Source organism: Chitinophaga sp. ARDCPP14, assembly GCF_051362515.1.
In the GTDB taxonomy this organism is placed as follows: domain Bacteria; phylum Bacteroidota; class Bacteroidia; order Chitinophagales; family Chitinophagaceae; genus Chitinophaga.
On the sequence record NZ_JBKIXB010000011.1, the window covers coordinates 86,376 to 109,820 of the forward strand.

General features: G+C 47.8%; 18 protein-coding genes and 1 pseudogene. 11 read left to right on the plus strand and 8 right to left on the minus strand.

All coding sequences use genetic code 11. From position 1 onward, the window contains the following. Nucleotides 1-177 precede the first annotated feature (177 nt). The 10 genes and pseudogenes from ACLHR0_RS25550 to ACLHR0_RS25595 all read left to right on the plus strand — a co-directional run bounded on the left by ACLHR0_RS25550 (nucleotide 178) and on the right by ACLHR0_RS25595 (nucleotide 16,186). The gene (locus tag ACLHR0_RS25550) at nucleotides 178-321 is read left to right on the plus strand and encodes a DUF6934 family protein (protein ID WP_436490459.1); all 144 of its coding nucleotides are present in this window, start codon (nucleotides 178-180) and stop codon (nucleotides 319-321) included. 2 nt (nucleotides 322-323) lie between these two features. After that, nucleotides 324-635, plus strand: a pseudogene (locus tag ACLHR0_RS25555) (DUF6934 family protein); the annotation flags it as partial. A gap of 392 nt (nucleotides 636-1,027) precedes the next feature. After that, nucleotides 1,028-3,406 carry an ABC transporter permease gene (locus ACLHR0_RS25560; RefSeq protein WP_436490461.1) on the plus strand — a complete coding sequence of 793 codons (2,379 nt, stop codon included), beginning with the start codon at nucleotides 1,028-1,030 and terminating at the stop codon, nucleotides 3,404-3,406. Nucleotides 3,407-3,680: 274 nt separating this feature from the next. Then, nucleotides 3,681-6,152, plus strand: a complete 2,472-nt coding sequence (locus ACLHR0_RS25565; RefSeq protein ID WP_436490462.1) for a glycoside hydrolase family 95 protein — start codon at nucleotides 3,681-3,683, stop codon at nucleotides 6,150-6,152. 182 nt (nucleotides 6,153-6,334) lie between these two features. Further along, nucleotides 6,335-6,925, plus strand: coding sequence for an RNA polymerase sigma factor (locus ACLHR0_RS25570; protein WP_370908142.1), 591 nt, complete (start codon nucleotides 6,335-6,337; stop codon nucleotides 6,923-6,925). 90 nt (nucleotides 6,926-7,015) lie between these two features. After that, complete coding sequence (locus ACLHR0_RS25575; protein WP_436490465.1) at nucleotides 7,016-8,008, plus strand: FecR family protein; 993 nt, start codon at nucleotides 7,016-7,018, stop codon at nucleotides 8,006-8,008. A 299-nt stretch (nucleotides 8,009-8,307) separates the two neighbouring features. Then, on the plus strand, nucleotides 8,308-11,730 hold the full coding sequence (locus tag ACLHR0_RS25580) for a TonB-dependent receptor (protein WP_436490466.1): 3,423 nt from the start codon (nucleotides 8,308-8,310) through the stop codon (nucleotides 11,728-11,730). A 20-nt stretch (nucleotides 11,731-11,750) separates the two neighbouring features. Next, nucleotides 11,751-13,517 (plus strand): RagB/SusD family nutrient uptake outer membrane protein, encoded by a 1,767-nt coding sequence (locus tag ACLHR0_RS25585; protein ID WP_436490467.1) that lies wholly within the window; start codon nucleotides 11,751-11,753, stop codon nucleotides 13,515-13,517. Between the two features lie 32 nt (nucleotides 13,518-13,549). Next, nucleotides 13,550-14,533 (plus strand): BT_3987 domain-containing protein, encoded by a 984-nt coding sequence (locus ACLHR0_RS25590; protein ID WP_436490469.1) that lies wholly within the window; start codon nucleotides 13,550-13,552, stop codon nucleotides 14,531-14,533. A 54-nt stretch (nucleotides 14,534-14,587) separates the two neighbouring features. Next, a complete protein-coding gene (locus tag ACLHR0_RS25595) occupies nucleotides 14,588-16,186 on the plus strand; it encodes a GxGYxYP domain-containing protein (RefSeq protein ID WP_436490471.1) in 1,599 nt (532 codons plus the stop codon). Between the two features lie 224 nt (nucleotides 16,187-16,410). Here the strand turns inward: ACLHR0_RS25595 and ACLHR0_RS25600 are convergent, their stop codons facing one another. The 4 genes from ACLHR0_RS25600 to ACLHR0_RS25615 form a co-directional block, all read right to left on the minus strand. Beyond that, nucleotides 16,411-16,797, minus strand: coding sequence for a DUF3037 domain-containing protein (locus ACLHR0_RS25600; protein WP_436490473.1), 387 nt, complete (start codon nucleotides 16,795-16,797; stop codon nucleotides 16,411-16,413). Further along, complete coding sequence (locus tag ACLHR0_RS25605; RefSeq protein ID WP_429050574.1) at nucleotides 16,775-17,578, minus strand: HipA family kinase; 804 nt, start codon at nucleotides 17,576-17,578, stop codon at nucleotides 16,775-16,777. Before ACLHR0_RS25605 ends, ACLHR0_RS25600 begins: the two co-directional genes overlap by 23 nt. 82 nt (nucleotides 17,579-17,660) lie before the next feature. Then, nucleotides 17,661-18,728: a winged helix DNA-binding domain-containing protein gene (locus tag ACLHR0_RS25610; protein ID WP_436490475.1), complete on the minus strand. Its 1,068-nt coding sequence runs from the start codon at nucleotides 18,726-18,728 to the stop codon at nucleotides 17,661-17,663. Nucleotides 18,729-18,781: 53 nt separating this feature from the next. Continuing rightward, a complete protein-coding gene (locus ACLHR0_RS25615; RefSeq protein ID WP_436490476.1) occupies nucleotides 18,782-19,723 on the minus strand; it encodes a helix-turn-helix transcriptional regulator in 942 nt (313 codons plus the stop codon). A 106-nt stretch (nucleotides 19,724-19,829) separates the two neighbouring features. Between ACLHR0_RS25615 and ACLHR0_RS25620 the strand changes: the two genes are divergently transcribed. Further along, entirely contained in the window at nucleotides 19,830-20,783 is a 954-nt protein-coding gene (locus ACLHR0_RS25620) for a hypothetical protein (protein ID WP_436490478.1), read from the plus strand. On the opposite strand, the gene ACLHR0_RS25625 is transcribed toward ACLHR0_RS25620, so the two are convergent. The 4 genes from ACLHR0_RS25625 to ACLHR0_RS25640 form a co-directional block, all read right to left on the minus strand. Then, nucleotides 20,772-21,161, minus strand: coding sequence for a winged helix-turn-helix transcriptional regulator (locus ACLHR0_RS25625; RefSeq protein ID WP_436490480.1), 390 nt, complete (start codon nucleotides 21,159-21,161; stop codon nucleotides 20,772-20,774). The two genes, ACLHR0_RS25620 and ACLHR0_RS25625, sit on opposite strands and share 12 nt — an antisense overlap. 366 nt (nucleotides 21,162-21,527) lie before the next feature. Then, complete coding sequence (locus ACLHR0_RS25630) at nucleotides 21,528-22,379, minus strand: aldo/keto reductase (RefSeq protein ID WP_436490482.1); 852 nt, start codon at nucleotides 22,377-22,379, stop codon at nucleotides 21,528-21,530. Nucleotides 22,380-22,574: 195 nt separating this feature from the next. Next, nucleotides 22,575-23,156: a zeta toxin family protein gene (locus ACLHR0_RS25635; protein WP_436490484.1), complete on the minus strand. Its 582-nt coding sequence runs from the start codon at nucleotides 23,154-23,156 to the stop codon at nucleotides 22,575-22,577. Continuing rightward, nucleotides 23,143-23,424, minus strand: a complete 282-nt coding sequence (locus ACLHR0_RS25640) for a hypothetical protein (protein WP_429050566.1) — start codon at nucleotides 23,422-23,424, stop codon at nucleotides 23,143-23,145. Before ACLHR0_RS25640 ends, ACLHR0_RS25635 begins: the two co-directional genes overlap by 14 nt. Nucleotides 23,425-23,445 lie beyond the last annotated feature (21 nt).

A 23,445-nucleotide genomic window follows, 5' to 3' on the forward strand; every position in this document is an offset into this window, starting at 1 on the left:
TTTGTTAATCATTTTCTTTTAACCTGTTCTTTACGGATGTTTTGTATTGGAAAGATACATTTGTTGGCATATTGTTTAACCCATAAGAACCTGGTGAAAGGCGGGAGCTATTGGATCTGCGCCGGGCGGCGGTCGAACTGTTTGAAATTTACTAAGGGATGTCATTAAATTGAATGAATGAATTTGGAGAGGTATGAATGTACTGCTGATTCTCAATTCAGTAGTTTTACGTTTGATAGCATAGGTCCGAACGGAACCATTAGAAAGGTTATAAATTATGAGCAGATTCCTGGTATTTTTTACCTGATGGTTCTGCTGTAAGGAATTTGGCATTTGGTGACTGGAACGAAGTGGAGGAAAGAATTGATGATGGCATTGTTTCTAATAATAATGACAGGGATAAAGTGCTTGCAACCGTTGCCTCCACAATTATTTCGTTTACAGAAAAGCATGGAAAAATACCTGTCTATGCAGAGGGCAGTTCTCCGGCGAAAACCAGACTATATCAAATGGGGATCAATGCCCATCTGGATACAATTAAATCATTGTTTTGGATTTATGGCCGCATTGAAGGAGAATGGGAAGTATTTGAGTCAGGGGTTAATTTTGAGGCATTTCTGGTAATTCGGAAATAGTCTTATTTTTGTTGATAACAAATGTTTGATTATGTTTTTAAAGTATGTAAGAAAGAAGAAAAATATACCTTCAAATATCAGGGTTTGTAATGCTATGAGGGATTACAGCAAAGAAGACTTTTTTATCAAAAAATTGGAAGCCGCAAGAATTGCCATTATTAAATGGGGGCTTCCCAAAGAATTATACGTTAAATAATGCAACTTTCTTCAGATTAGAGCATATTCCTACCTGTGTCCATTTCCGAACACCCCCTGTCTTAAATCCGGACAAATTATATTTTTAATACATTCAATTCCGCCTGATTCTAATACCCCTCGTCACTGGCATTTTCTTCGCAGTCATGTGCGCGGTCCCGTGAGATAGATATCTTTCAAAATCCAATTTCCTGCTGATGTTTAAAAACTATCTCAAAATTGCCTGGCGCAATCTCTGGAGAAATAAAGTTTTTTCTTTTATCAATGTAATGGGCCTCACTATTGGTCTTACTGCCTGCTTTTTCATTTTCCTGTATGTACATTTTGAACTTAGCTATGATAAGTTTCATAGTAAGGGAGACCGTATCTACCGCGTTATCTGTGACATAAAAACGCCCAGCGAAATGATAAAAAGCGGAAGTACGCCATGGACGTTTGGGCCGAACATGCAGCACGACTTTCCGGAGGTAGAAGCATTTACGCGGCTAAACCGCGCTAATTTGCTGGTGAAGAAAGGTAACCTGAGTTTCCAGGAAGAGCATTCCATGTTTGCGGATTCGTCGATCTTCCGGGTATTTGATTTCAAACTTATTTATGGTAACCCGGCTACAGCGCTGAGAGATGTGAACGCTGTGGTGCTTAGTAAAACAGCTGCTAAGAAATATTTCGGGAATACAGATCCGGTAGGACAAACCGTGCAGCTCACCGGCGAGCTGGTACCGGTCACGGTCACCGGCGTGATGGAAGACATGCCACAGAATTCGCTGATCAAAGCAGATATGCTGGTGTCGATGTCTTTTTTGGTGAGTAGAAATCCGCGCCTCGATGACTCGTGGGGCAATTTCGGCGCAACTACTTTCCTGCTGCTGAAACCTAATACAGACGCTGCTGCGCTTGCGGCAAAGTTCCCGGATTTTATAGAGCGGCATAATGGCGACGAGAGAAGAAAGGCCAAAATGCTCTATACCGTTTTACTGCAACCGCTGGAGCAGATCTACCTGCATTCCGACCGGTCCTCTTTTGAGAATGGCAGTATCACGAATGTGTACATTTTTTCCGTTATTGCCATTTTTATATTGTTTATTGCCTGTATTAACTTCATCAATCTTACCACTGCGAGGTCGGTAGAGCGGGCGAAAGAGATTGGTGTACGTAAAGTAGTAGGCGCCACCCGTGCGGAGCTAATCCGGCAGTTTATCGGAGAATGCGTGTTGTTATGTTTAATGGCATTTGTATTCACTATTATATTGTTTGCAGTATTGCTGCCATCCTTTAACCTGCTGGCGGGTAAAACGATCAGCACCGGTTTGTTTGCCAATGCCTGGTACATCGGGGCATTGCTGGCGGCAGCCATAGGGATAGGTTTGCTGGCGGGTGTATACCCGGCGCTGGTGCTGTCGTCCTTTAAACCGGTAACGGTATTGAAGGGCCGGTTCTCTACCGGTACCAGAGGCATTTTCCTCCGCAAAGGACTGGTGGTAACACAATTTGCTATTTCCATTGCACTGATCACAGGCACTATTGTGGTGTACCTGCAAATGCATTATATACACAGTAAAGACCTGGGCTTTAACAAAGACCAGGTGCTGGTGATCGATACACATGGCGACCCGGCGAAACATACTTTCAGGACATCTATTGAAGATATTCCAAAAGTAAATTCCGTTACCATTTCATCAGGTATCCCCGGCGGGGAAACCAATGGCGCTTACTCAGAAATTCAGAACAAACAAGGCGATATGCAGGTGGCCAACCTGGACCTGTATTCCGTGGATTATAATTTTTTGCAGCAATATAAAATGAAGATAGTTGCCGGACGCGGGTTTTCCCGCGACTATGGCAGCGACTCTGCCCATGCCCTGGTGATCAACGAAGCAGCCGCAAAGCTGTTTGGCTACGCCACTCCCGATGAAGCTATTGGCAGGGGCTACCGGCAATGGGGCCATGAAGGCACTATTATAGGTGTGGTAAAGGATTTTCATTTCCGCTCACTGCAGCAGGATATTAAGCCGCTTACCATCCGGATGGAGCCGCAGGATTGCGAAGTGGTGTCTGTGAATGTAGCCCCAGGTGATCTGTCAGGTACCATCGCCGCTATTGAACGGAAGTGGAAAACGCTGATCCCTAACCGGCCTTTCAGTTATTATTTCCTGGACGAATTCTTCGACAGGCAATACCGCGCCGAAGAACGTTTTGGTAAACTCTTTTTCGACTTCGCCCTGCTGGCGATTATTATTTCTTGTCTTGGTTTACTAGGACTGGCTTCTTACAGCGCCATACAACGTACCCGCGAAATAGGCATCCGCAAAGTAATGGGAGCATCTGTTACAGATATCGTGAACCTGTTGTCAAAAGAATTTCTTAAACTGGTATTAATCTCCTTTGTTATAGCCACACCGGTAGCCTGGTATTTTATGCACAAATGGCTGCAGGAGTTTGCCTACCGGATCAGTATTGGTTGGTGGGTATTCGCCGTATCGGGCATCATTGCAGGTATCATTGCCATTGGCACAATCAGCTACCAGGCGCTGAAAGCCGCGTTGGCAGACCCGGTGAAAAGCATGCGGGCAGAATAGCGTCCCCATACCGGCAGTTCCGGAAAACTTTTATCATCTTATCATGAGCGCCCTGCTCCTAGGAAATTAACGCGTTTGGAAATGCCCCCTGAAGGCAAAACAAAGGCGAAGAAAATTGCCATTATTTTCGATGGTGCACAGCCAATTATAATTTGTATTTTGTTCCTTGCCGACGCATTTTTTCTGAAAAAATGCGTCGGCCCCAATGATCAGTCCGGCGTTTTGAAAGAAAACAGTCCGGAGTAGCTAAAATTCCACTTAATTGCAAAAACTCATGCGAAGGAACAAACACACTATAGCCGTTTGCGTTATAGCATTGCTAACATCGCTGCCTGCATTGGCGCAGCGCACAGAACTGAAACTCAGGTACGACAAGCCTTCGGGCAAAATATGGGAAGCCGCATTACCGGTGGGCAATGGTCGCCTGGCCGCTATGGTGTATGGCAATCCCGGAAGCGAACTGATACGGCTAAACGAAAATACGGTTTGGAGCGGAAGTCCCAACCGCAACGATAACCCCCATGCACTGGCTGCACTGCCGGAAATCAGGCAACTGATCTTCGATGGTAAAATGAAAGAGGCCAGCGAGATGGCGGCAAAAAATATCCAGTCAGAAAAAATCAACGGCATGTGCTATCAGCCGGTGGGAGACCTGGAACTGGTTTTTCCCGGTCATGAGCAGTACGCCGGTTATGCGCGGGAACTGGATCTGCAAACAGCGGTAACCGCTACCAGCTACACGGTAAACGGCGTAAAGTATACCAGGCAGGTATTTGCTTCTATACCGGATCAGGCGATAATTATTCAGCTTACTGCCAGTAAGCCCGGCAGTATTACTTTTAACGCCGGCATGAAGAGCCAGCAAAAATCGAATGTAGTTACCAGCGGGAATAATGAACTGGTGTTATCCGGTATCAGCGGAGACAGAGAAGGCGTACCGGGAAAAGTGAAATTCCAGTCGCAGGTAAGGTTTAAAACCAGCGGTGGTAAAGCCTCCGCCAATGGTAGCGCCATTAGTGTTGCCGGCGCTGATGCGGTAACCATCTATGTGTCTGTTGCCACCAACTTTGTAAACTACGCCGACATTAGCGGCGATGAAGTAAAGCGCACCACGGCGTATATGTCGAAGGTATGGCCAAAGAATTTCGCAGGTCTGCTGAAAGATCATATAGCGGCTTACCAGCACTTTTTTAACCGCGTACAACTGGATTTAGGAACTACCGATTCTATCAAAAATACAACAGATATCCGGTTAAGGGATTTCAGGAACGGCAACGATCCGCAGCTGGTAACATTGTATTTCCAGTTTGGCAGGTACCTGCTGATAGCTGCTTCTCAACCAGGTGGCCAGCCGGCAAACCTGCAGGGCATCTGGAACCCGCTCATGAACCCACCCTGGGGAAGTAAGTATACGATCAACATCAATACAGAAATGAATTACTGGCCTGCGGAAGAAACAAACCTTTCTGAAATGCATGAGCCACTGATAGAAATGGTGAAGGACCTATCTGTTACCGGGCGGGAAACGGCAAAAGTGATGTATGGCGCCGGCGGATGGGTAGCGCATCATAACACTGACCTGTGGCGTATAACAGGCCCGGTAGACGGGATTTATTCTGCTATGTGGCCAATGGGAGGCGCCTGGTTAAGCCGGCACACATGGGAAAGGTATTTGTTTAACGGGGACAAGAAATATCTGCAAACAGTATATCCCGCATTGAAAGGCGCGGCGCAGTTTTACCTGGACTTTCTGGTAGAAGAGCCGGTGCATAAGTGGCTGGTGGTATCGCCTTCCATGTCGCCGGAAAATAGCCCGAAAGCCTACCCCGGCATATCCATCGCGGCAGGCGCCACCATGGATAATCAACTGGTATTTGATCTGTTTACCAATACCATCCATGCTGCTGAAATCTTACAAACTGATAAAGTGCTGGTGGAAAAAATGAAAGCCGCCCGGAAACGCTTACCGCCTATGCAGGTGGGCCAGCATAACCAGTTGCAGGAATGGTTGCAGGACCTGGATAATCCGGACGACAAGCACCGTCACGTGTCGCATTTATTTGGCTTGTATCCTGCCAACCAGATCTCTCCCTACCGCACGCCTGTTTTGTTCAGCGCTGCACGTACTTCGCTGCTGCAACGTGGTGATGTGTCCACGGGCTGGTCGATGGGCTGGAAGGTAAACCTCTGGGCGCGTTTGCTGGATGGCAATCATGCCTGGAAGCTGATCAAAGACCAGCTTACCCCGGTGGACGTAAGTAATGTAAAGTATGGTGGCGGCGGTACTTACCCCAATCTTTTTGATGCGCATCCTCCTTTCCAGATCGACGGGAACTATGGCTGCACCGCAGGGATCTGTGAAATGCTGCTGCAAAGCCAGGATGGCGCCATCCACCTGTTGCCGGCGCTTCCGGACGATTGGAAGAACGGGCGTGTGAGCGGCCTGCGTGCAAGGGGAGGTTTTGAAATCCGGGAGATGGTATGGGAAAATGGTCAGCTCAGTAAAATCACCATCCGTTCCACGCTGGGTGGCAATTGCCGTCTCCGCGTACCCAATGCGCTCCGGGAAAACGGACAGTTGAAAGCAGCCGGTGGTGATCAAACCAATCCTTTCTTTGAAGTAACACCAACAGCTCCGGCCCTGGTGAGTGAAAAAGCTAAGGTAGAAGAACTGCCGTTGCCCCAGACAATATTATACGACCTGGATACACAGGCAGGAAAGACGTATACTTTTGTAAAGCAATAGATAATTAATATACTTTGTACAGGTAAAGACCGGTGGGAGCTTCTTTCACCGGTCTTTCCTGTTTGTTGACATATGGTTTTGAAAAAAAAGTTTACTTTCGGGGTATAGCGCCAGAGATCATTCAGCGCGCCAGCAATCAGACCAACTATCTTATTATTTATAAGCGTCATTTACTACCGGATTTGGAAAATAACACGGAATCACTGGATGTGCAATTGATTCTTCGGCTACAGGCGGGAGATGAGACGGCGTTTCGTGAGGTATTTGACCGGTTTAATCAGAAAATATACGGCCTGGCCTGTCATTTCCTGAAAAATAAAGAGCAGGGAAAGGAAGTGGTACAGGAAACGATGCTTCGGTTTTGGGAACACCGGTTAAAGCTGAGTACAGATTATGCCCTGGCGCCTTATGTTTATACCATTGCCCGGCGGGTCACTTTAAATATGTTGCGGCAGGCGGCCAGTAGCCGTGCTGCTTCCATGAAACTCTGGCAATCTGTTCCTGCTTACCACAACGATACAGAGGAAGCCATACTGGGGGCAGATCTCGAAAGGGTTACCGTGCAGATATTGAATATTTTGCCTCCCCGGCAACAGGAAATTTTCCGTCTGAGCAGGTTTGAAGGGCTCTCTTATGAAGAAATAGCCGTCCGTATGAACATCTCCACCCATACTGTCAAATACCATATGATGGCTGCGCTGAAAGTATTGCGTACCCACTTTAATGAAGCCGAAATTGTTTTTGGCTTCCTGGCATTCTCCCTGTTATTTTAAAAAAATATTTTTTTTGACTACCCGATAGCCCCCCTCTGCGTGTATTGCACTATACCGGCTTTTTTCTGCCCGGGATAAATTGTATTTCACGTGGATGAACATCGTATACATCTTTTGCTGACAAAACTGGCAGGCAACACCATCAATGAACAGGAATTTGAAGAATTGATGTTGCTGTTGCGGCAGGCTGAATCCGATGATGCGGTTCAGTCGCCATTCGACAAAACCTGGTCGGGACTTACGCCCGCCTCGCAGCTGTCACCTGTAGAAGCCCAATCACTTTATGACCAGATTAAAGAGAACCCCCGTTTTTCGGAGGATGTTCCCGTTTTGAAACCCCGTCGCTGGCTTGCGTATGCCGCGGGGATACTGGTGTTGATCGGAGCAGGTGTAGCGGCCTGGCTGCTCACCAAACCTGCCGGACAACCTGCTTTGGTGTATGAAGAAGTATTGGCGCCCGCAGGCAAGCGGGTACGACTGGTACTGGAAGACAGCACGGAAGTATGGCTGAATAACGGCAGTAAACTGAAGTACCCGGTTGCCTTTACTGGTAACACCCGGGAATTATATATTGAGGGAGAAGCCTGTTTTGACGTTACCCGCAGGGATCAGCAGCCGTTTATTGTGCATAGTGGTGATGTAGCGGTGAAAGTACTGGGAACAGTGTTCAATATACAAGCCTATCAGCAGTCGCAGTTGGCGGTAACGGTGGTTAGCGGAAAAGTGAGTGTGGCAGCAGGAACTACCTCATTAGGCATCTTATATCCCAACCAAAAACTGGAGTATGAAGCGGCAAGCCGGCAGGCGAAAGTTGTTACGGTGAATGCAGCATCATTGCTGGCCTGGAAAAAGGGGGAGCTTATCATGGATAATGTAACAATGGAGCAGGCTGCCGCCATCATTGGGCGGTGGTATAATGTACAGGTGGAACTGGGGAATGACGCCATCCGCAACTGCCGTTTTTCTCTTTCTTTTTTACACGGGGAGAATATCGGGGAAGTGATGAAAATGATCTGTGAGCTCAACGGGTGTTCCTGGAAGATGAGCGGCAGCAACATTATTATCAGTGGAAAGGGATGTTAACACGGTTTATTTATTCATCACTATAATCATGTACCATGAAAAAATTCCACTTCAATTAGCCCGTATAGCGGCAAAGGAATTACGTTATGAAATCAGTTTAAAAAAGTATCGCCGTGGAGGCAACCACGACGATACCTGAAAAATTGGTTACAGGTACAGGCAAGTACCGGTAACCGGATGGTTTTTAAACTCAGTATGTCAACCGATTAAAACCAAACAAATCTATGATTTTTTCAGTAAGTAAGGGACGGATGCGCCCTTATGAGCGTCTTATCCTGAACAAAACAATCCTTTGGATTATGAGATGTTCCACGATAACACTGGCCATAGTGCTTTTTTGCTGTCAGCTATTGATGGCTGGCAGAACAAACGGCCAGGATATCCACCAGACAAAAATTGCACTGGGTATTTCGGGCAAAAGCCTGGAGGCCACGTTAAAAGAAATTGAGCAGCGAACAGATTTCCGCTTTGGTTACAGGGCCGCAGAACTAAGCCGTACCGGCGAGGTGAACCTGCCCGCCGGTACGCGGACGGTTGCCGCCACGCTGGATCTCCTGCTGGCAAAAACAAATCTCACCTACCGGCAAAACGACCGCTATATTTTTATTGTGCCTAAACCGGCTCCTCCCAAAACGGTCATACAGGAAAAACGTATATCCGGAACAGTTACCTCCGCCAGAGGCGAGTTGCTTCCGGGGGTAAATGTGCGGCTGAAAGGCACCTCCACAGGTGCTAATACCGATGCAGAAGGCCGTTTTAATATCCCTGCCGGCAACAATGAAAATGCTATCCTCGTATTTTCATTTATCGGGTATGTTACAAAAGAAGTACCTGTTGCCGGGCAATCCCATATCGATGTACAGTTGAAAGAAGGCTCCACTGCACTGGGAGAGGTTATTGTAGTAGGGTATGGCACGCAACAGAAAGCCACTACCACCGCCGCAGTATCCACGGTGAAAGGAAAGGATTTTGCACAAAAGCCGGTGGTCAATCTTACCAATAACCTCGTAGGGCGGGCGCCTGGTATTATCGCAGACCAGGGCAGTGGCGAACCTGGCCAGGATGGCTCCCGCCTTCGCATCAGGGGTACCTCCACGTTAGGTAACGCCAATCCTCTGCTGGTAGTAGATGGTATTTACCGTGATTTTTCCCGGCTGGACCCTGCTTCTATTGAGTCCATCACCATCCTGAAAGACGCGGCAGCAGTGGCGCCCTATGGCCTGGCCGGCGCTAATGGTGTAATACTGGTGACTACCAAAAAAGGTAAAACCGGCGTACCTACCTTGTCCTATAACGGCTATGTTGGTATCCAAAATCCAACGCGTATGCCCCAAATGGTTAATTCATGGGAGTATGCACTATTAAGTAATGAAGCTAACGCGAACAGCGGATTAAGTCCTGCTTTTACTCCTGAGGAAGTAGCACAATATAAAAAAACTGTTACCGGCGCCGCAGATGCGGATCCCGACAAATATCCCAACAGCAGCGGGCTCCGGGACGTAATACAAAGAAATGCATTGCTCACTAATCACAATGTGCAGCTCTCCGGTGGAACAGAAAAGATCCGGTATTACATGGGATTAGGTTACACCAACCAGGATGGGCAGTTTTCTACCACCAACCTGAAAAAATATAACGTGTTGGCCAACCTGGAAGTGCAGGCTACCAGCACTACCCGCGTAGGACTATCGCTGAGTGGCTGGGTAGAAGACCAGCAGTACTCCGGTTATGCCGATCCTTACAATGGCGATGCCAACAATCGCTACGCTGCTGCCGGCGGGGGAATTATGTACCAGGCATTCAGAACACCGCCTACATCTGCCATTTATTACAGCAACGGCCTGTGGGGTAGTTATATTACGAACTCCCTGGTAGGCACCATTAACCACAGCGGTTATGTGAAAAATGAGAATACACAGATCATGACCACCTTTTCAGTAGAACAGCAGTTGCCTTTCGTGAAGGGCCTCAGCATTAAAGGAGTGGCCAGCTATGATCCCTATACTACCTATACCAAGGTATGGCAAACACCGATACCAACCTACAGCGTAAACTTCAGTACTAACCCTTACGAATATACGCAACGGCTGATAGGCCCTGCAAAGCCGTCGCTCCAGCTGAGCAACAGCCAGAATAAAGCGTTTACCTACCAGGGGCATATCAACTATCACAACACGTTTGGTGCGCACGATGTTACTTTCCTCGGTGTAGCGGAATCGCGGATACAGAAAGGCTGGAATGTAGATGCCAGCAGGAGGAATTACCCTATAGATATTGATGAACTGGACCGTGGCGGCGTAGCCAACGGCGATATCAGTAATGGCGGTTCTTCTTCAGAACAGCGGCAGGTGGGTTATGTATACAGGTTGAGCTACGGTTATGCGGGCAAGTATCTGGCGGAAGTATCCGGCAGGTATGATGGTCATTATTATTTTGCCCCCGGCCGCAAATACGGATTCTTTCCCGCGTTTTCACTGGGCTGGAACATAGGCCAGGAGAACTTTATAAAAGACCATTACAGCTGGATCAATTTACTGAAGATCCGGGCTTCCTATGGCGAATCCGGTAATCTTGCAGGAGGTCCGTTCCAGTATATGAGCGGTTACGCCGTTTATAATAATGCAGCTGTATTAGGTAATGCACTTACTACAGGGATCTATGAAACCATCCAGGGAAATGCCTTTATCACCTGGGAGCGGGCAAAGAAAACAGATATAGGGGTAGATGGAATTTTGTGGGATGGCGCCCTCACATTCGGGGTGGATTATTTTTATGAAAAGCGTTCGAACATGCTGGTGCCGCCTACGGTAACTGTACCAGCGGAGTATGGAACAGGACTGTCTGAATTAAATGCCGCTGTTATGAGTAACCACGGGATTGAGCTGAGCCTGGGTACTTCGCATACTTTTTCCAATGGGTTAAAGCTGGATGTCAATGGCAACTTTACTTATGCGCAAAATAAGCTGTTGCAGATATTTGAATCGGATGCCACTTTTAATAATCCCAATCGTCGCCGCACCGGCCGGGCCAACGGTACCCAGTTCGGATTAAAGGCGCTGGGCTACTATAAACCGGATGATTTTAATGCGGACGGAACGTTGAAAGCGGGCATTGCCTCCCTGGCCAATGCACCGGTGAAGCCGGGAGATCTCAGGTATGCAGATCTGAGTGGCCCGGATGGTAAAGCCGATGGTGTGATAGATGATAATGATGAAACCGTGATCGGTCGCCCCAACGGCGTGCCGCAAATGATCTTCGGCTTATCGCCTGCCATATCCTGGAAAGGCTTCGACCTGAACTTCCTGTTACAGGGTGCCGCGCAGATCAGTTTACCGGTGGGCGGTAACCTGGTATATCCTTTCGATCAGCAGGGTTCTGCCAGCAAGTTATATTATGATAACCACTGGACGCCTGCCAACCCGGATGCATTATATCCGCGTGCTACCAATCAGCCGGTGGCCTACAACACCCGGTTCTCTTCCTGGTGGGTGAGAGATGCATCTTATCTGAAACTGAGAAGCGCGGAATTTGGTTATACCCTGCCGTCTTCCCTCACCAAACGCTGGTATATGCAGCAACTGCGCGTATATGTGTCCGGGCAGAACTTATGGACATGGACGCCAAACATGAAGGAAATGATTGATCCGGAAGCCCGTTCTTCTAACGGACAGTATTACTTCCAGCAACAGGTATTTTCATTCGGACTGAACGTAACCTTTTAACATCCAAACCGCCAACAGCCATGTTCAAGATAAAACAATACCCTTTATTACTGATTGCTACGCTCCTGTTTATTTCCTGTAAAAAGGATTTCCTGGATGTACAGGCACGCGATAGGGTGGGAGATGATGCCGTATGGGCATCTACCAATAATGCCGACCTCTTTCTCAACGATATTTATAACCAGTTGCCGGATCTCAATAATGAAACGGAACACCTGGAACAATATACAGATAACTCAGATGTAGGCGTTACCTGGATGGCCGGTTACAGCAGTATCCGGGTGGCTAATATTACGCCCTCCAACCTGCCCCGCGGACCGTGGGACATGTGGTACTGGGGTAAAGAAAGTAACAATGACACCCGCACCGGGAACTATGAGAAAATCCGGAAATGCAATCTCTTTATTACAAAAGTAGGTGCGTCCGCATTACCGGAAGATTATAAAAAAGAAAGAATTGCAGAAGCCCGTTTTCTGAGGGCCATGTACTATCACTGGTTATGGATGGCTTATGGCGGCGTACCCATTATCACCAATGTGCTGGATAATCTTACCCAGGGAGATGATATTTATGTGCCTAGAAGTACGGCTAAACAAACGTTCGGGTTCATCGATAAAGAACTGGGAGAAATTGCAGACATCCTGCCCGAAAAACAGTCCGAACCCGGCCGTGCCACCAAAGGTGCAGCACTTACCCTGAAAGGCTGGTGTGAATTGTTTTATGCCAGCCCGCTACGTAATTCAGGAGATGTGGCCAATCCAGGCGGTGATCTTGAAAGATGGAAACTGGCTGCGAAAACCAATAAGCAGGTAATAGATCTTGGCGTGTATGATCTTTATCCCGACTTCCGTAACCTGTTCCTCCGGGTGGGCAACAATAGCACAGAATCCATTTTTGCCAGGCAGTATATGGAAGGAAAAGGCGGGCAGCTGGAAGGTAAGGAAGGACCTACCATTGTAAACGGTGTGCAGCAGGCCTGGGGCAATTTTCAGCCCACACAGGAACTGGTAGATGAATTTTCGATGGCCAACGGTAAAGCGATCTATGAGCCAGGTTCCGGTTATAACCCGCAACAACCATATGTGGGAAGGGAAAAAAGGTTTTACCAGACCATCCTCTTTAATGGTTCGCCCTGGCAGGGAGATACGCTTCGCATGGTAGTGGGGCTTGGACGGAAAACAGCTAACGAAATCGATCTCGGGTATACCAGCGATGTTACCCATACCGGCTACTATGCCTGCAAGCGGCTGGACGAAAAGATTGTGGGAAGTGATAACCGCGCCAACAGCACATCTTACCAGAACTATATGTTTTTCCGCTTTGGAGAAGTATTACTCAGTTTCGCAGAAGCAGAAAATGAAGTGAATGGTCCTACAGCGGAAGTGCTGGCGGCAGTAAACAGGGTGCGTACACGCGCCGGCAACCTGCCTACAATAGAAGCTACTTACGGAACCGTGAACAAACAACAGATGAGGGATATTATCCGCCGGGAGCGCAGGGTGGAACTTGCGTTTGAAGACAGGCGCTGGTGGGATGTGCTGCGCTGGAAAATTGCAGACCGTTTGATGGATGGTTCAACAGGCGTGTTAAACCGGCCTGAAAAAGGCATTGTCATAACGGGAACGACTACCCTTACTTATACGCCTTCAAATGTGAGCAACCGCTTGTTCCTGCCAAAAATGTACCTCATGCCTGTTCCGCAGCATGTACTGGACCGCAACCCTGCAATCCGTGCCCAGAGCGGCGGGGAAGACAACTGGCAGAACGGGCAGAATCCAGGGTATTGATTTTTGCACTCACCTCCTTTAATTCCGATTTTATGAACAGATTATCCAGCTATATTTTTTTCCTGCTCATCACAGGCGTTATTGTTTTTACCGCCTGTAAGAAGGATCATTCCGCTACGCCAACTGTATACATGCCCAACGCATTGGGTGTGGTAAAGGTAACGTTTGAGATGGCAGATACGCCTTACATAGTACCTGTGAGCGCCGTTATTACCGGCTCGGAATATGCCACGGTAGTCAATGCGGTAGCCGGCAACGATATTGTAGTACACTTTAAGGCAGCCCCGGCAAAGGTGGATTTCTTTAATGAACAGAATGGCACTGATTACCGTGTATTACCGGAAGGCAGCTACGAAATGCCCGCTGTTGCTACTATTACGAAAGGCGCTTCTATTACCGCAGCAACAGGACTGAAAATTTATGCCAAAGGGAAAATAGACCCTTTCCAGGATTATATGATCCCTGTCAGCATTGAAAACATTGAAGGAGCCAGCGCCAGCGCTTACCAGCAAACTACTTACTATGTGGTAAATGCTACCGCAGACCTGAACAGCATGGTGCCTTATGATCAGGCTAAATGGACAATCGCAGGCTTTTCTACGGAAGAACCGGCGGAAGGTGGTGGCAACGGGCTGGCCGCAAGAGCGATAGACAACGACCCGTCTACCTTCTGGAATTCCAAATGGTCTGGTGGAGAACCCGGCCCTCCCCATTATTTTATAGTGGATATGGGAGAAGAAAAAGCGGTACATGGCATCGGCATCATGGACCGTTATTTTGAAGGCAGCTGGCAAACCGATGGCCACGGCCAGCCACAGGATATAACTGTTTCCGTTAGTGCGGATAATGCCGCCTGGACAGACGTAGCTGTATTAAAAGATATACCGCACGATCCCGGCCAGCCCTGGTACAAATATTTTGTATCTACGCTGAAACAGGCACGGTACGTGAAGTTCACCGTAACAAAGGTATACGGCACTTCCAGTACCAACATTGCGGAGGTACAGGTGTTTTAATGCAGGCACCACATTTCTTCCACTTATTTTATCACAACAGATCACATTTCTTATATGAGAAATAGCCCGACTTTTGCCTTGTTTATTGCCACTATGCTGGCAGTTGTTACCGCCTGCGGTAAAAAGAATACTGTTGAAGTTCCCGTAACGCCGCCACCAGGAACAGATACCACCATACTAAAAACTGGTGTGCTTCATCAAAAGGGAACAGCGCTCACGGCATTGTGCGTGATTCCTGCCAGCTCACTCACCGCGGAACAAAAAGTGTTGATCGCCAGCCTCCAGGGTGTAGTCGCAAAAACTTCCGGTGAACAAATATATATAGATGAAGGAGGCGCTTCTTCTGTATGGAAAAATTATCTCGCTGAAAAATATAAAATAAGGATCACTAACTATACGTCGTGGGCGGAACTGCTCCGTCATTTCGCTCCTAAAGTGAGCGGCTATGTGCTGTATAATCGCGTTAAAAATATCAGGTCCCTCAGCGCTGCCAATTCCCTGTGTGGCCCCCTGAATGCCATTGCAGTGGATGCCAGCCTGGAAACGGCGGTGATCACTGCCGGTATTAAAACAAAAAAAGCGGATATGCGTGCCCGTGATGAGAAGTGGGTGTGGGAACATTATCCTGCAACATTCAGCCGGTCGTTGGCCGCAGAACAGAACCCTGCTATTGATCACCATCTCCGGGATTACATTACGCTCACCAATTCGTTTACTTTTTACGACGGGGAAACACCCTGGCGTGCCGATGTGTTAAAGTCGCTTCAACCCGAAGCCTTTTGTTTTGGATACGGGAAGGAAGAGTTTTCAATGGTGGCCAATGCAGCAGCTGCCGGCGTGGTAATGTTGCCAACCGATCTGGCAGCCAACCTGGCGCCGCTGAGCAGCATATACGATGAAACGCCGTTAAAACAACCGGCCCGCACTACACCGGCAGCAGAACAAAATGTACACTATGTTGCTTTCCTGCTGAGCGATGGGGATAACGTGGGCTACGATCTGTGGAGTATGCAGCAGTATTTTAGTCACCCGCTGAGAGGTACGTTCAACATGGGCTATACCATTAGTCCTTCCCTGGCAGACCTGGCGCCCGCGGCCATGCGCTGGTATTATGAAAAGGCAGCCAATACAGATAAAGGCAGGGATTTCTTTGTAGCCGGGCCAAGTGGAAGCGGATATACGTTTCCCAGTAAAATGCCGGCAGCTGCACTCGATCAATACCTTCGCCGCCTGAATACTTTTATGGAGAAATCCGATCTGAATATTGTGAACATCCTGGATCAGGGTGCGCTGGAAAGAATGGACCTGTGGGATAAATATCTTGCGCAACCTAACATAGATGCTTTATTATATACCGGTTACGGGGAAGCGCCCGGTGGCAGCATCCGCTTTTCCGCCAATGGTAAACCCATTATAGAAGCGGGTGATAACCTGTGGGCAGGCTTAGAGGAAGAAGCCACTGTGATCAGCAATATCAATGCAAGACCAGCAGACCCGCATAGCCGTTCGGGTTATACACTGGTATTTGTACACACCTGGACAAAAGACATGTCGGCCATAAACACAGTAATCGCCGGACTAAACAAAAATGTGCGGGTAGTAACCCCGGACGCTTTTGTGCAACTGGTACGTAAAAACCTGGGCACGAAATAACGGCTGCGTGATGTTGTAAGCGCGTATGTTGTCTTACTCAGGATTACGCTGATTATACTGATTCAGGGGATTTGATCACTTTTGATTTTAAAAGATTCGGGGAGATTTAAGCGGATGTATTCGCTTAAATCTCCCCGAATCTTTTAAAATCCTTTATAAAATCCAAAAAGTAAAATCAAGCAAATCAGTATAATCAGCGTAATCCTGAGTAAGACAACATACGCTCAAAGCACCAGCTGCCGGTGCAACCGCATCAGCGTATCTTCCGCATTGGCGCTGCAAAAACCGGGATGTACCCTCGATGTTTGCACCACGCTGCTGCGCGTGGCAGTTAGCCAGCGGAAGCGGCTGGCAATATCCAGTGCCCCGATCGGGCCGCCTGCTTTGCTGCCGTTGGAAATTTCCACAAAGGCATCCAGGTAGGGGCGGATGGTATTGACATCTGTTTCAGGAGAAAGTGCGTGTAATTTTTCTTCGTTTAATGTATATACTGCCCGTAAAAATTTTTGTTGCCTGCAATAGAGGATAACACCAACATTCAGAAACTCTTCCCGCTCTACGCTTGGCACCACCCGTATTACAGCGTATTCATATAAGTGATTGTCTTGCATGTTGTGCTTCTTTTACAAAAATGCCGGAGTGGCTGATCCGGTTTGTTAAAAATTCAAAATATACCTGGCGTCTTTCTTCCGGTGTAACATCGTTGCTGTCGTCGCTGCGCAGCCATTCTTCGGGAATGATGTTTACAACGGCGCGTATCCGTTCCGGTGTGAGGATCAGGTTGAAGGCAGCATCTACTTGTTCCAGTTCACTTGCCTGTGGCAGCAGCACATGATCCTTTACCTGTACAAAGGGACGGAGGGACTGTTCCTGCCAGTTTTGCCAGGAGTGATGAAAATAGAGCGAGGCCCCGTGATCAATAAGCCATAGTTCATTGCGCCACATGAGCATGTTGGTGTTGCGGGCAGTACGGTCTACATTGGTCAGGAGGCAGTCGAGCCACACGATCTTCGATGCAGTTAAAGCATCGATGGTATTTACCGTAGGGTCGTATGTGGTGGCGCCGGATAAATAGTGCAGGGCAAGATTGAGGCCCACGCTTTTTTTCAGGAGGTCCTGTATTTCCTCGTCGGGTTCTGTACGGCCAAAGGCGGCGTCGAGATGGGCAAATACAAGTTCCGGTATTTTCAGTTTGAGTATCCTGGCCAGTTCACCGCCTATTAGTTCAGCGATGAGCGCTTTTACGCCTTGTCCGGCGCCTCTGAACTTCAGGGCATACAGGAATCCGTCGTCTGCTTCGGCGATGGCCGGCAGCGAACCCCCTTCACGTAACGGCGTTACGTAGCGGGTTACATTCACCGTTCTTAGCTGAAGTTGAATATCGTCTATCATCTGATAATCTGGTTATCGTTTTCTAATATGAGTCTATAGTCAAACAAAGTAACCAAATATCAGGCACTTTTGCCACAGGCTTTTATATAGCGGTTACGCTTTGCAGCTCCTTTCCCATAAAAGCCGCATAGGCAGCAGCTGCGGTGTCTACTGCTGTTTTCTTGCCGGGGGAAACCAGTTGTGTGGTAAGGGCAATATGCCGGTTCCCTTCTTTCCGGTTCCAGATACCACCAATTTTTCCATTGATCACTACTACGGGCTTAAAGATGCCATAACCGGCGGTGGATTGATGTTCGGCCGGGAGGATATCGCTGCGGTCTTTGTAGGCCACGGCGTATTCATCGTACCAGGGCAGGAGCAAGGTAGAGGGAGTGGTGCGTTTAGTCAGTGGTGTGCCGCCGGTAAACCAATAGGCCTGGCCGTTGACGACCGTATGAGTGAGCTGTGCTTTGTTGAGCTGCAGTCCTGTTTTGATATCGGATATATTTAACCCGCTCCACCACTGGAAGTCCTGGATAGTAGCAGGTCCCCTGCTGCTGAAGTAGCACAGGGTGAGGCGGGCGATGGCTTCCTCCCGGCCGGGCGCCGCGGTGGCGGGTACACGGTCGGCAAGCAAGGCATAGGTGAATTGTTTTCCCTGCCTTGGGCCGCTGCAGATAAGTCCATCCAGCTCCGCATCCATCAGGAGAAATCCGAGCCGGATATCATCGGTGTTGATCTTTGCTTTGGCGAGCAGCGGAAGCAGGGCTGTGCGGGGAAGGTAGGTATGATCGCTGAGCGCTTTGGTAATAATGGCGCTGCTGCGTTTCAGGTCTTTGTCGGAGATGCCCAGTTTTACATGCAGCCGTTTATTAAAGGCTTTTATTTTAGGCGCTGTCAGTTGCAGCATCCAGCGGATGTCTTCCGGCGCCACAAAGTGCCAGGTAGGGCGCAGTACATGAGTGCGCAGGATCTTTCCTTCGTTAAAATCCTTTTCAATGGAGGCGTCGGTGCTGCCTTTAATACGGTTCCCGATGGCCCATTTGGCGCCTGCATAATCCTGCGCCTGGATGCAGCCCATCCAGCGTACCAGGTCGGCAGGCCGGGTAAACCGGGAATGGAGGAGCTGCTGCTGATGCAGCCGGTGTTGTATGATCTGCAAGCTGTTCATATCTCAAAATTACCGGTGGGGTGTGACAACGGTATGTCAGTTGAGAAAACGGGTCAGGAAACTTTTTTCAGCATCTCCCGCAAACGGTCTTTTACCAGGGTTTTAAGGGAAGCTGGTGAAATAATGTCTGCCTGGTCAGCGAAGGTGATATACCAGCGGGAAAATGCTTGTATACAGGGCGCTTCAAACTCCATGCGGGTGTGGGTTTTGCCTGCTTTCTCGCTGTTAAAGCCATAATTATATTTCTGTTCCGTAAGATACCTGGCCATATCGTTATGCACGTTGATCACTACCGGGAACGACTGCCCGTTATTTTTAGGTTTGTTTGCCAGGTATTCCGTCAGGGAGATGTGTTCCTGGTGAAATGGCCGGCCGGTATCTTTTACCGAAAGCATCCGCTCTGTTCTGAAAGGATGATATTTTTTGGAGGTGGTACAAAAGGCGATGGCATTCCAGCTGCCGTTTTCCCGGAAAATACCAATGGGCTCTATGTCCCTTTCGTTAACACCGGTTTCGGTGGCATACCGGATATGCAGCACTTTCTTTTCACCCACTGCCCTGATGAGCAGGGGAAGGGTGTCGTTGAGCAGGTGATTATGTTCAGATACCTTATGTTTAACGGCAATATTTTCTTCCAGGTCTTCCAGCACTTTTTTCTGTGCATTACGCAGTACAGCTTTTACTTTGAACATCGCGCCTTTAAAGCGTTCGCTGTTTTGCAGGTCGGCATGGTGTTCCAGCATTTTTTCCGCCATCAGGAAGGCAATCACTTCTTCTTCGGTAAACATTACCGGCGGCAGGCGATAGCCTTCCATAATGGAATATCCCAGTCCTTTTTCGCCGATAACAGGCACCCCGGCCTGTTCCAGGGATCGTACATCGCGGTACACCGTACGCAGGCTCACATCAAAGCGGTCGGCAATTTCCTGGGCCAGCACCAGTTTTTTGGATTGCAGGTGAATGAGAATAGCGGTTAATCGGTCGAAGCGGTTCATTGTTGGAATCAGTTGTAGGTTGAAGTAACTAAATTACTGATTTCCCGGGATATCGTTTTTGCGCCGTGAATACTACCTTTGCCGGCACAGATAATAGCTTAAAGTTATGATGAAACGTTTGTTTGTTGTGGTATGCCTCCTGGCCGGATGGGTAACCGCCTGTTTTGCACAGTCGGATGAGTACCTGAAAAAGAAGAATGTCCCCGATACCATTTTACAAAACCGCACCCTGTTACTGGCAGGTACTTTTAATGCACAGAAAGCGCTGCTGCAACTGTTCCCCGGAAAATATTACAATCTCACCAAAGATAGTTACCGGAATGAGCTGATCAACTGGGAATGCAAAACCTGTAAACCCAAACCTTACCCGGATGTAAATGAAGACGGCAACCCTGTATTTCCTTACCCCGAAGGCGTGGCCACCCGCCTGATCAATGAAATGGATTTTAAAGACGCCACAGGCTTACAGTATAAGGTGATCAGTTTTAACCATTCGGTATTTGATGAAGAAGGTTTCCAGACTTCGCGTTTCACCGGCGGACTCCTCGGCCTTGCCAAGTTTGTACTCACCGACGAGGGCTGGAAACTAAGGATGTTTCAACCGGCTATCCAGGCGTACGGCGCTTTTTCTAAGTGCCCCACGCCAAAGCCACTGCTGATAGGCGATGATCAGTATGCGTTTATGATTAAACATAGCAACGGACCTGCAGGTGGTCCATACTATGGCGATTATTTCCTGGTTGCCGGGATCAATGGCGGCTATCAGCAGGTAATGGCTGCTCACAACGCAGAACGAACAGAAGTCGGAGCGGAGGAAGGGTTATCCAGCTGGAGCAGTGAGTATACGGTGCCGGCGGGCGATAAAAAGTACTTCCGCGATATTGTAATCACCTTTAAGGGAACCGCTACTGCCACGGATACCGACGGGCTTCCGGATGAAGTGAAAAGCCTGCTGAAAGGCAAAAAGAAAATACGGTTTACGGCCGTGAAAAGATATGTATACATGGGCAGCAAAGGCTATCAGCTGCAGCTGCCGGTGAAGGCTACGTTAATCAACTGATGCCGTTTCCAGGGCAGGCAATTTCAGGCTGCGCCCTGTGATTTTTTTCCGGTGCATGGCGCCCCATACCGTTAATGAATGGAGCACATCTCCCAGGGTGTCACTGTAATCGGTCAGCTCATACTCCATAAGTTGACTGCCGGCTACTGGTATTTTTCTCACAAAACCATTCAGCTCCAGCTCTTTCAGTTCATTCGACAATACCTTTGCCGAAATACCTTCCACTAAACGCTGCAGTTCATTAAACCGCCTGCGGTGATCTATCATAGCCACAATGATCTTCAGTTTCCACTTGCCGCCAATGGCATACATGGCGTCTCCCACTGCTGCGAGCGAGGCAGCACATACTTCTGCTGAAGGATGATGTCTTTTATCCATTTGCATATATTTTAACTTCCCTGGGTTAGCAGTAACCAAAGGTAAGTAGTTTTCGAAATAAATTCGCGGAGGTTGTCTTGAGCACTGATTACGCTGATTTTAAGGATTGGATCAGGTTGGATTTTAAAAAGATTCGGGGAGAAGTAAGCGAAGATCGCGGCGAATTTTGTCTTTCTCAGGATTACGCTGATTTTACTGATTTTACTTTTTGGATTTTTTTTGATTTTAAAGGATCAGGGAGATATAAGCGGATATATTCGCTCGTATCTCCCTGAATATTTTAATAAAATCCAGAAAATCAAAAAAGTAAAAATCCGGGTAATCAGTAAAATCAGCGTAATCAGTGCTCAAGACAACCTCCGCGTGTTATTTACTCAGCGCATCGAAGTCCTCGTCAGAGAGCGTGATCGATCCTGCTTTAAGGTTTTCTTCCAGGTGGGCAATGCTTTTGGTGCCAGGTATCAGCAGGATGTTGCTGGCGCGTTTCAGCAGCCAGGCCAGTGCAATCTGCGCGGTAGTGGCGTTGTGGCGGGCAGCAATTTTGCTGATCTTTTCTTCCAGGGTATGCGGACCGGAAGCCAGCGGGTACCAGGGAATAAACGCAATGCCTCTTTCAGTGGTATAATCCAGTACGGATTCCCATTGGCGGTTACCGAGGTTATACAGGTTTTGTACAGACACAACAGGTACTACCTTTTCTGCCTGCTCGATCTGTTCAATAGTTACTTCAGACAGCCCCACATGTTTAATTTTACCGGCTTTTACTGCTGCTACTACCGGCGCCAGGGTTTCTTCCACCGGGATGTTAGGATCAATGCGGTGCAACTGCCAGAGATCTATTATGTCCGTCTTCAGATTTTTGAGGCTGTTGTCGATGTCTTTGGCAATCCATTCCGGGCGGCCATCAGGTACCCACTGGTTGGGGCCGGGGCGCTGAAAGCCACCTTTGGTAGCGATAATGAGGCCTTTTTGATAGGGATGCAGCGCATCCGCAATGAGGCGTTCATTGGTCCCCGGACCATAAGCCGCCGCAGTGTCAATAAAGTTCACACCGGAAGCTACCGCTTGTTGTAATACCTTAATGGCATTGGGACGGTTGGCTGCATCGCCAAATACGCCGTTGCCGGTTAATTGCATAGCGCCGTAACCCACACGGTTAATATTGAATTCGCCTCCTAAAAGAAAGGTGGCGGCGGGAGATATTTGTGTTTTTTCCATTTTTTTATGATTTGCTGGATCAAAGGTAGGGGTAACGGCTGATCCGGAAATTGTGAAAATAACAGGAAGAGTTGTATAAATCAAAGAATGAGGGGACGGGATATTAATTTTTTTTCACAGTTTTAAGCTGGGCATGCAGATAATCTGCCACCATCTTAGCAATTGAAGGTAGTCCTTTCTTTAACCAGGTCTTTTTCAATGAAGATTCTTTAGCCATTTTACTACTTCGTTATCTTCCAGTTTAACAAGTAAAGTAGGTTTAATCATTCCGTCATACAGGCAAATAACCTTAAATGTATTGCTATAGTTGTTGATGTGTTCCAGATTTTTCTCATAAACGCCCTTAATGGTCCTTGCATCTACAGCATGTCCACCTTCTTTCACTCTTAGCCTCACTCTTTGCTCACAATCTTTTATTTTATCGAGACATAGGTAGTTAAGTTGAATTTGATAGCCTTTGTTTTCAAAACGGTCTATGTACTTCGAGTAATCAGGATGGGATAAGGGCGTTTCCAAAACAAAGTGGTGATTTGCAAGAATGGCTTCGTCCATTTTAGAAATCAAAAAATCTTCCATCATTTGTGCGGAGCGGTTTTTGATCTGGTCTGGTGACATTCCATCTTTCTCCAGTTGTTTTTCAATATTTGTCCGCGTTAAGTCCCTGTCGAAAGGTAAAACGCCTTCAAATAGTGAAGGTAACATGGATTCAATGTGTGTGGACTTACCTGCTCCGTTTGGCCCGGAAATGACTAGTAGTGTTGGCTTAGAGTAATCCATTTTCTCTCCGGTACTGTTGCCTGATGGTATTAGATTCCAGATCTGATAAACGACGCACAAGCCGCGTTTCTATTTCAGCACCAATAGTATAAACTTCTTGAATTTCAATATGACCATCTGCATATTCATAAAAACCTTGTCCCTCCGGTAGTTTATCAGAGAGCATCAGGAATGGCAGGTTATTGCTAAAATTTCTTTTTCTTATTTTTTCAATAGTAGCAGTAAATTTTCTATCCTGCAAAGCAATTTCAGATTCAATATTTGTCATATGGATAATGCTAAATTACTG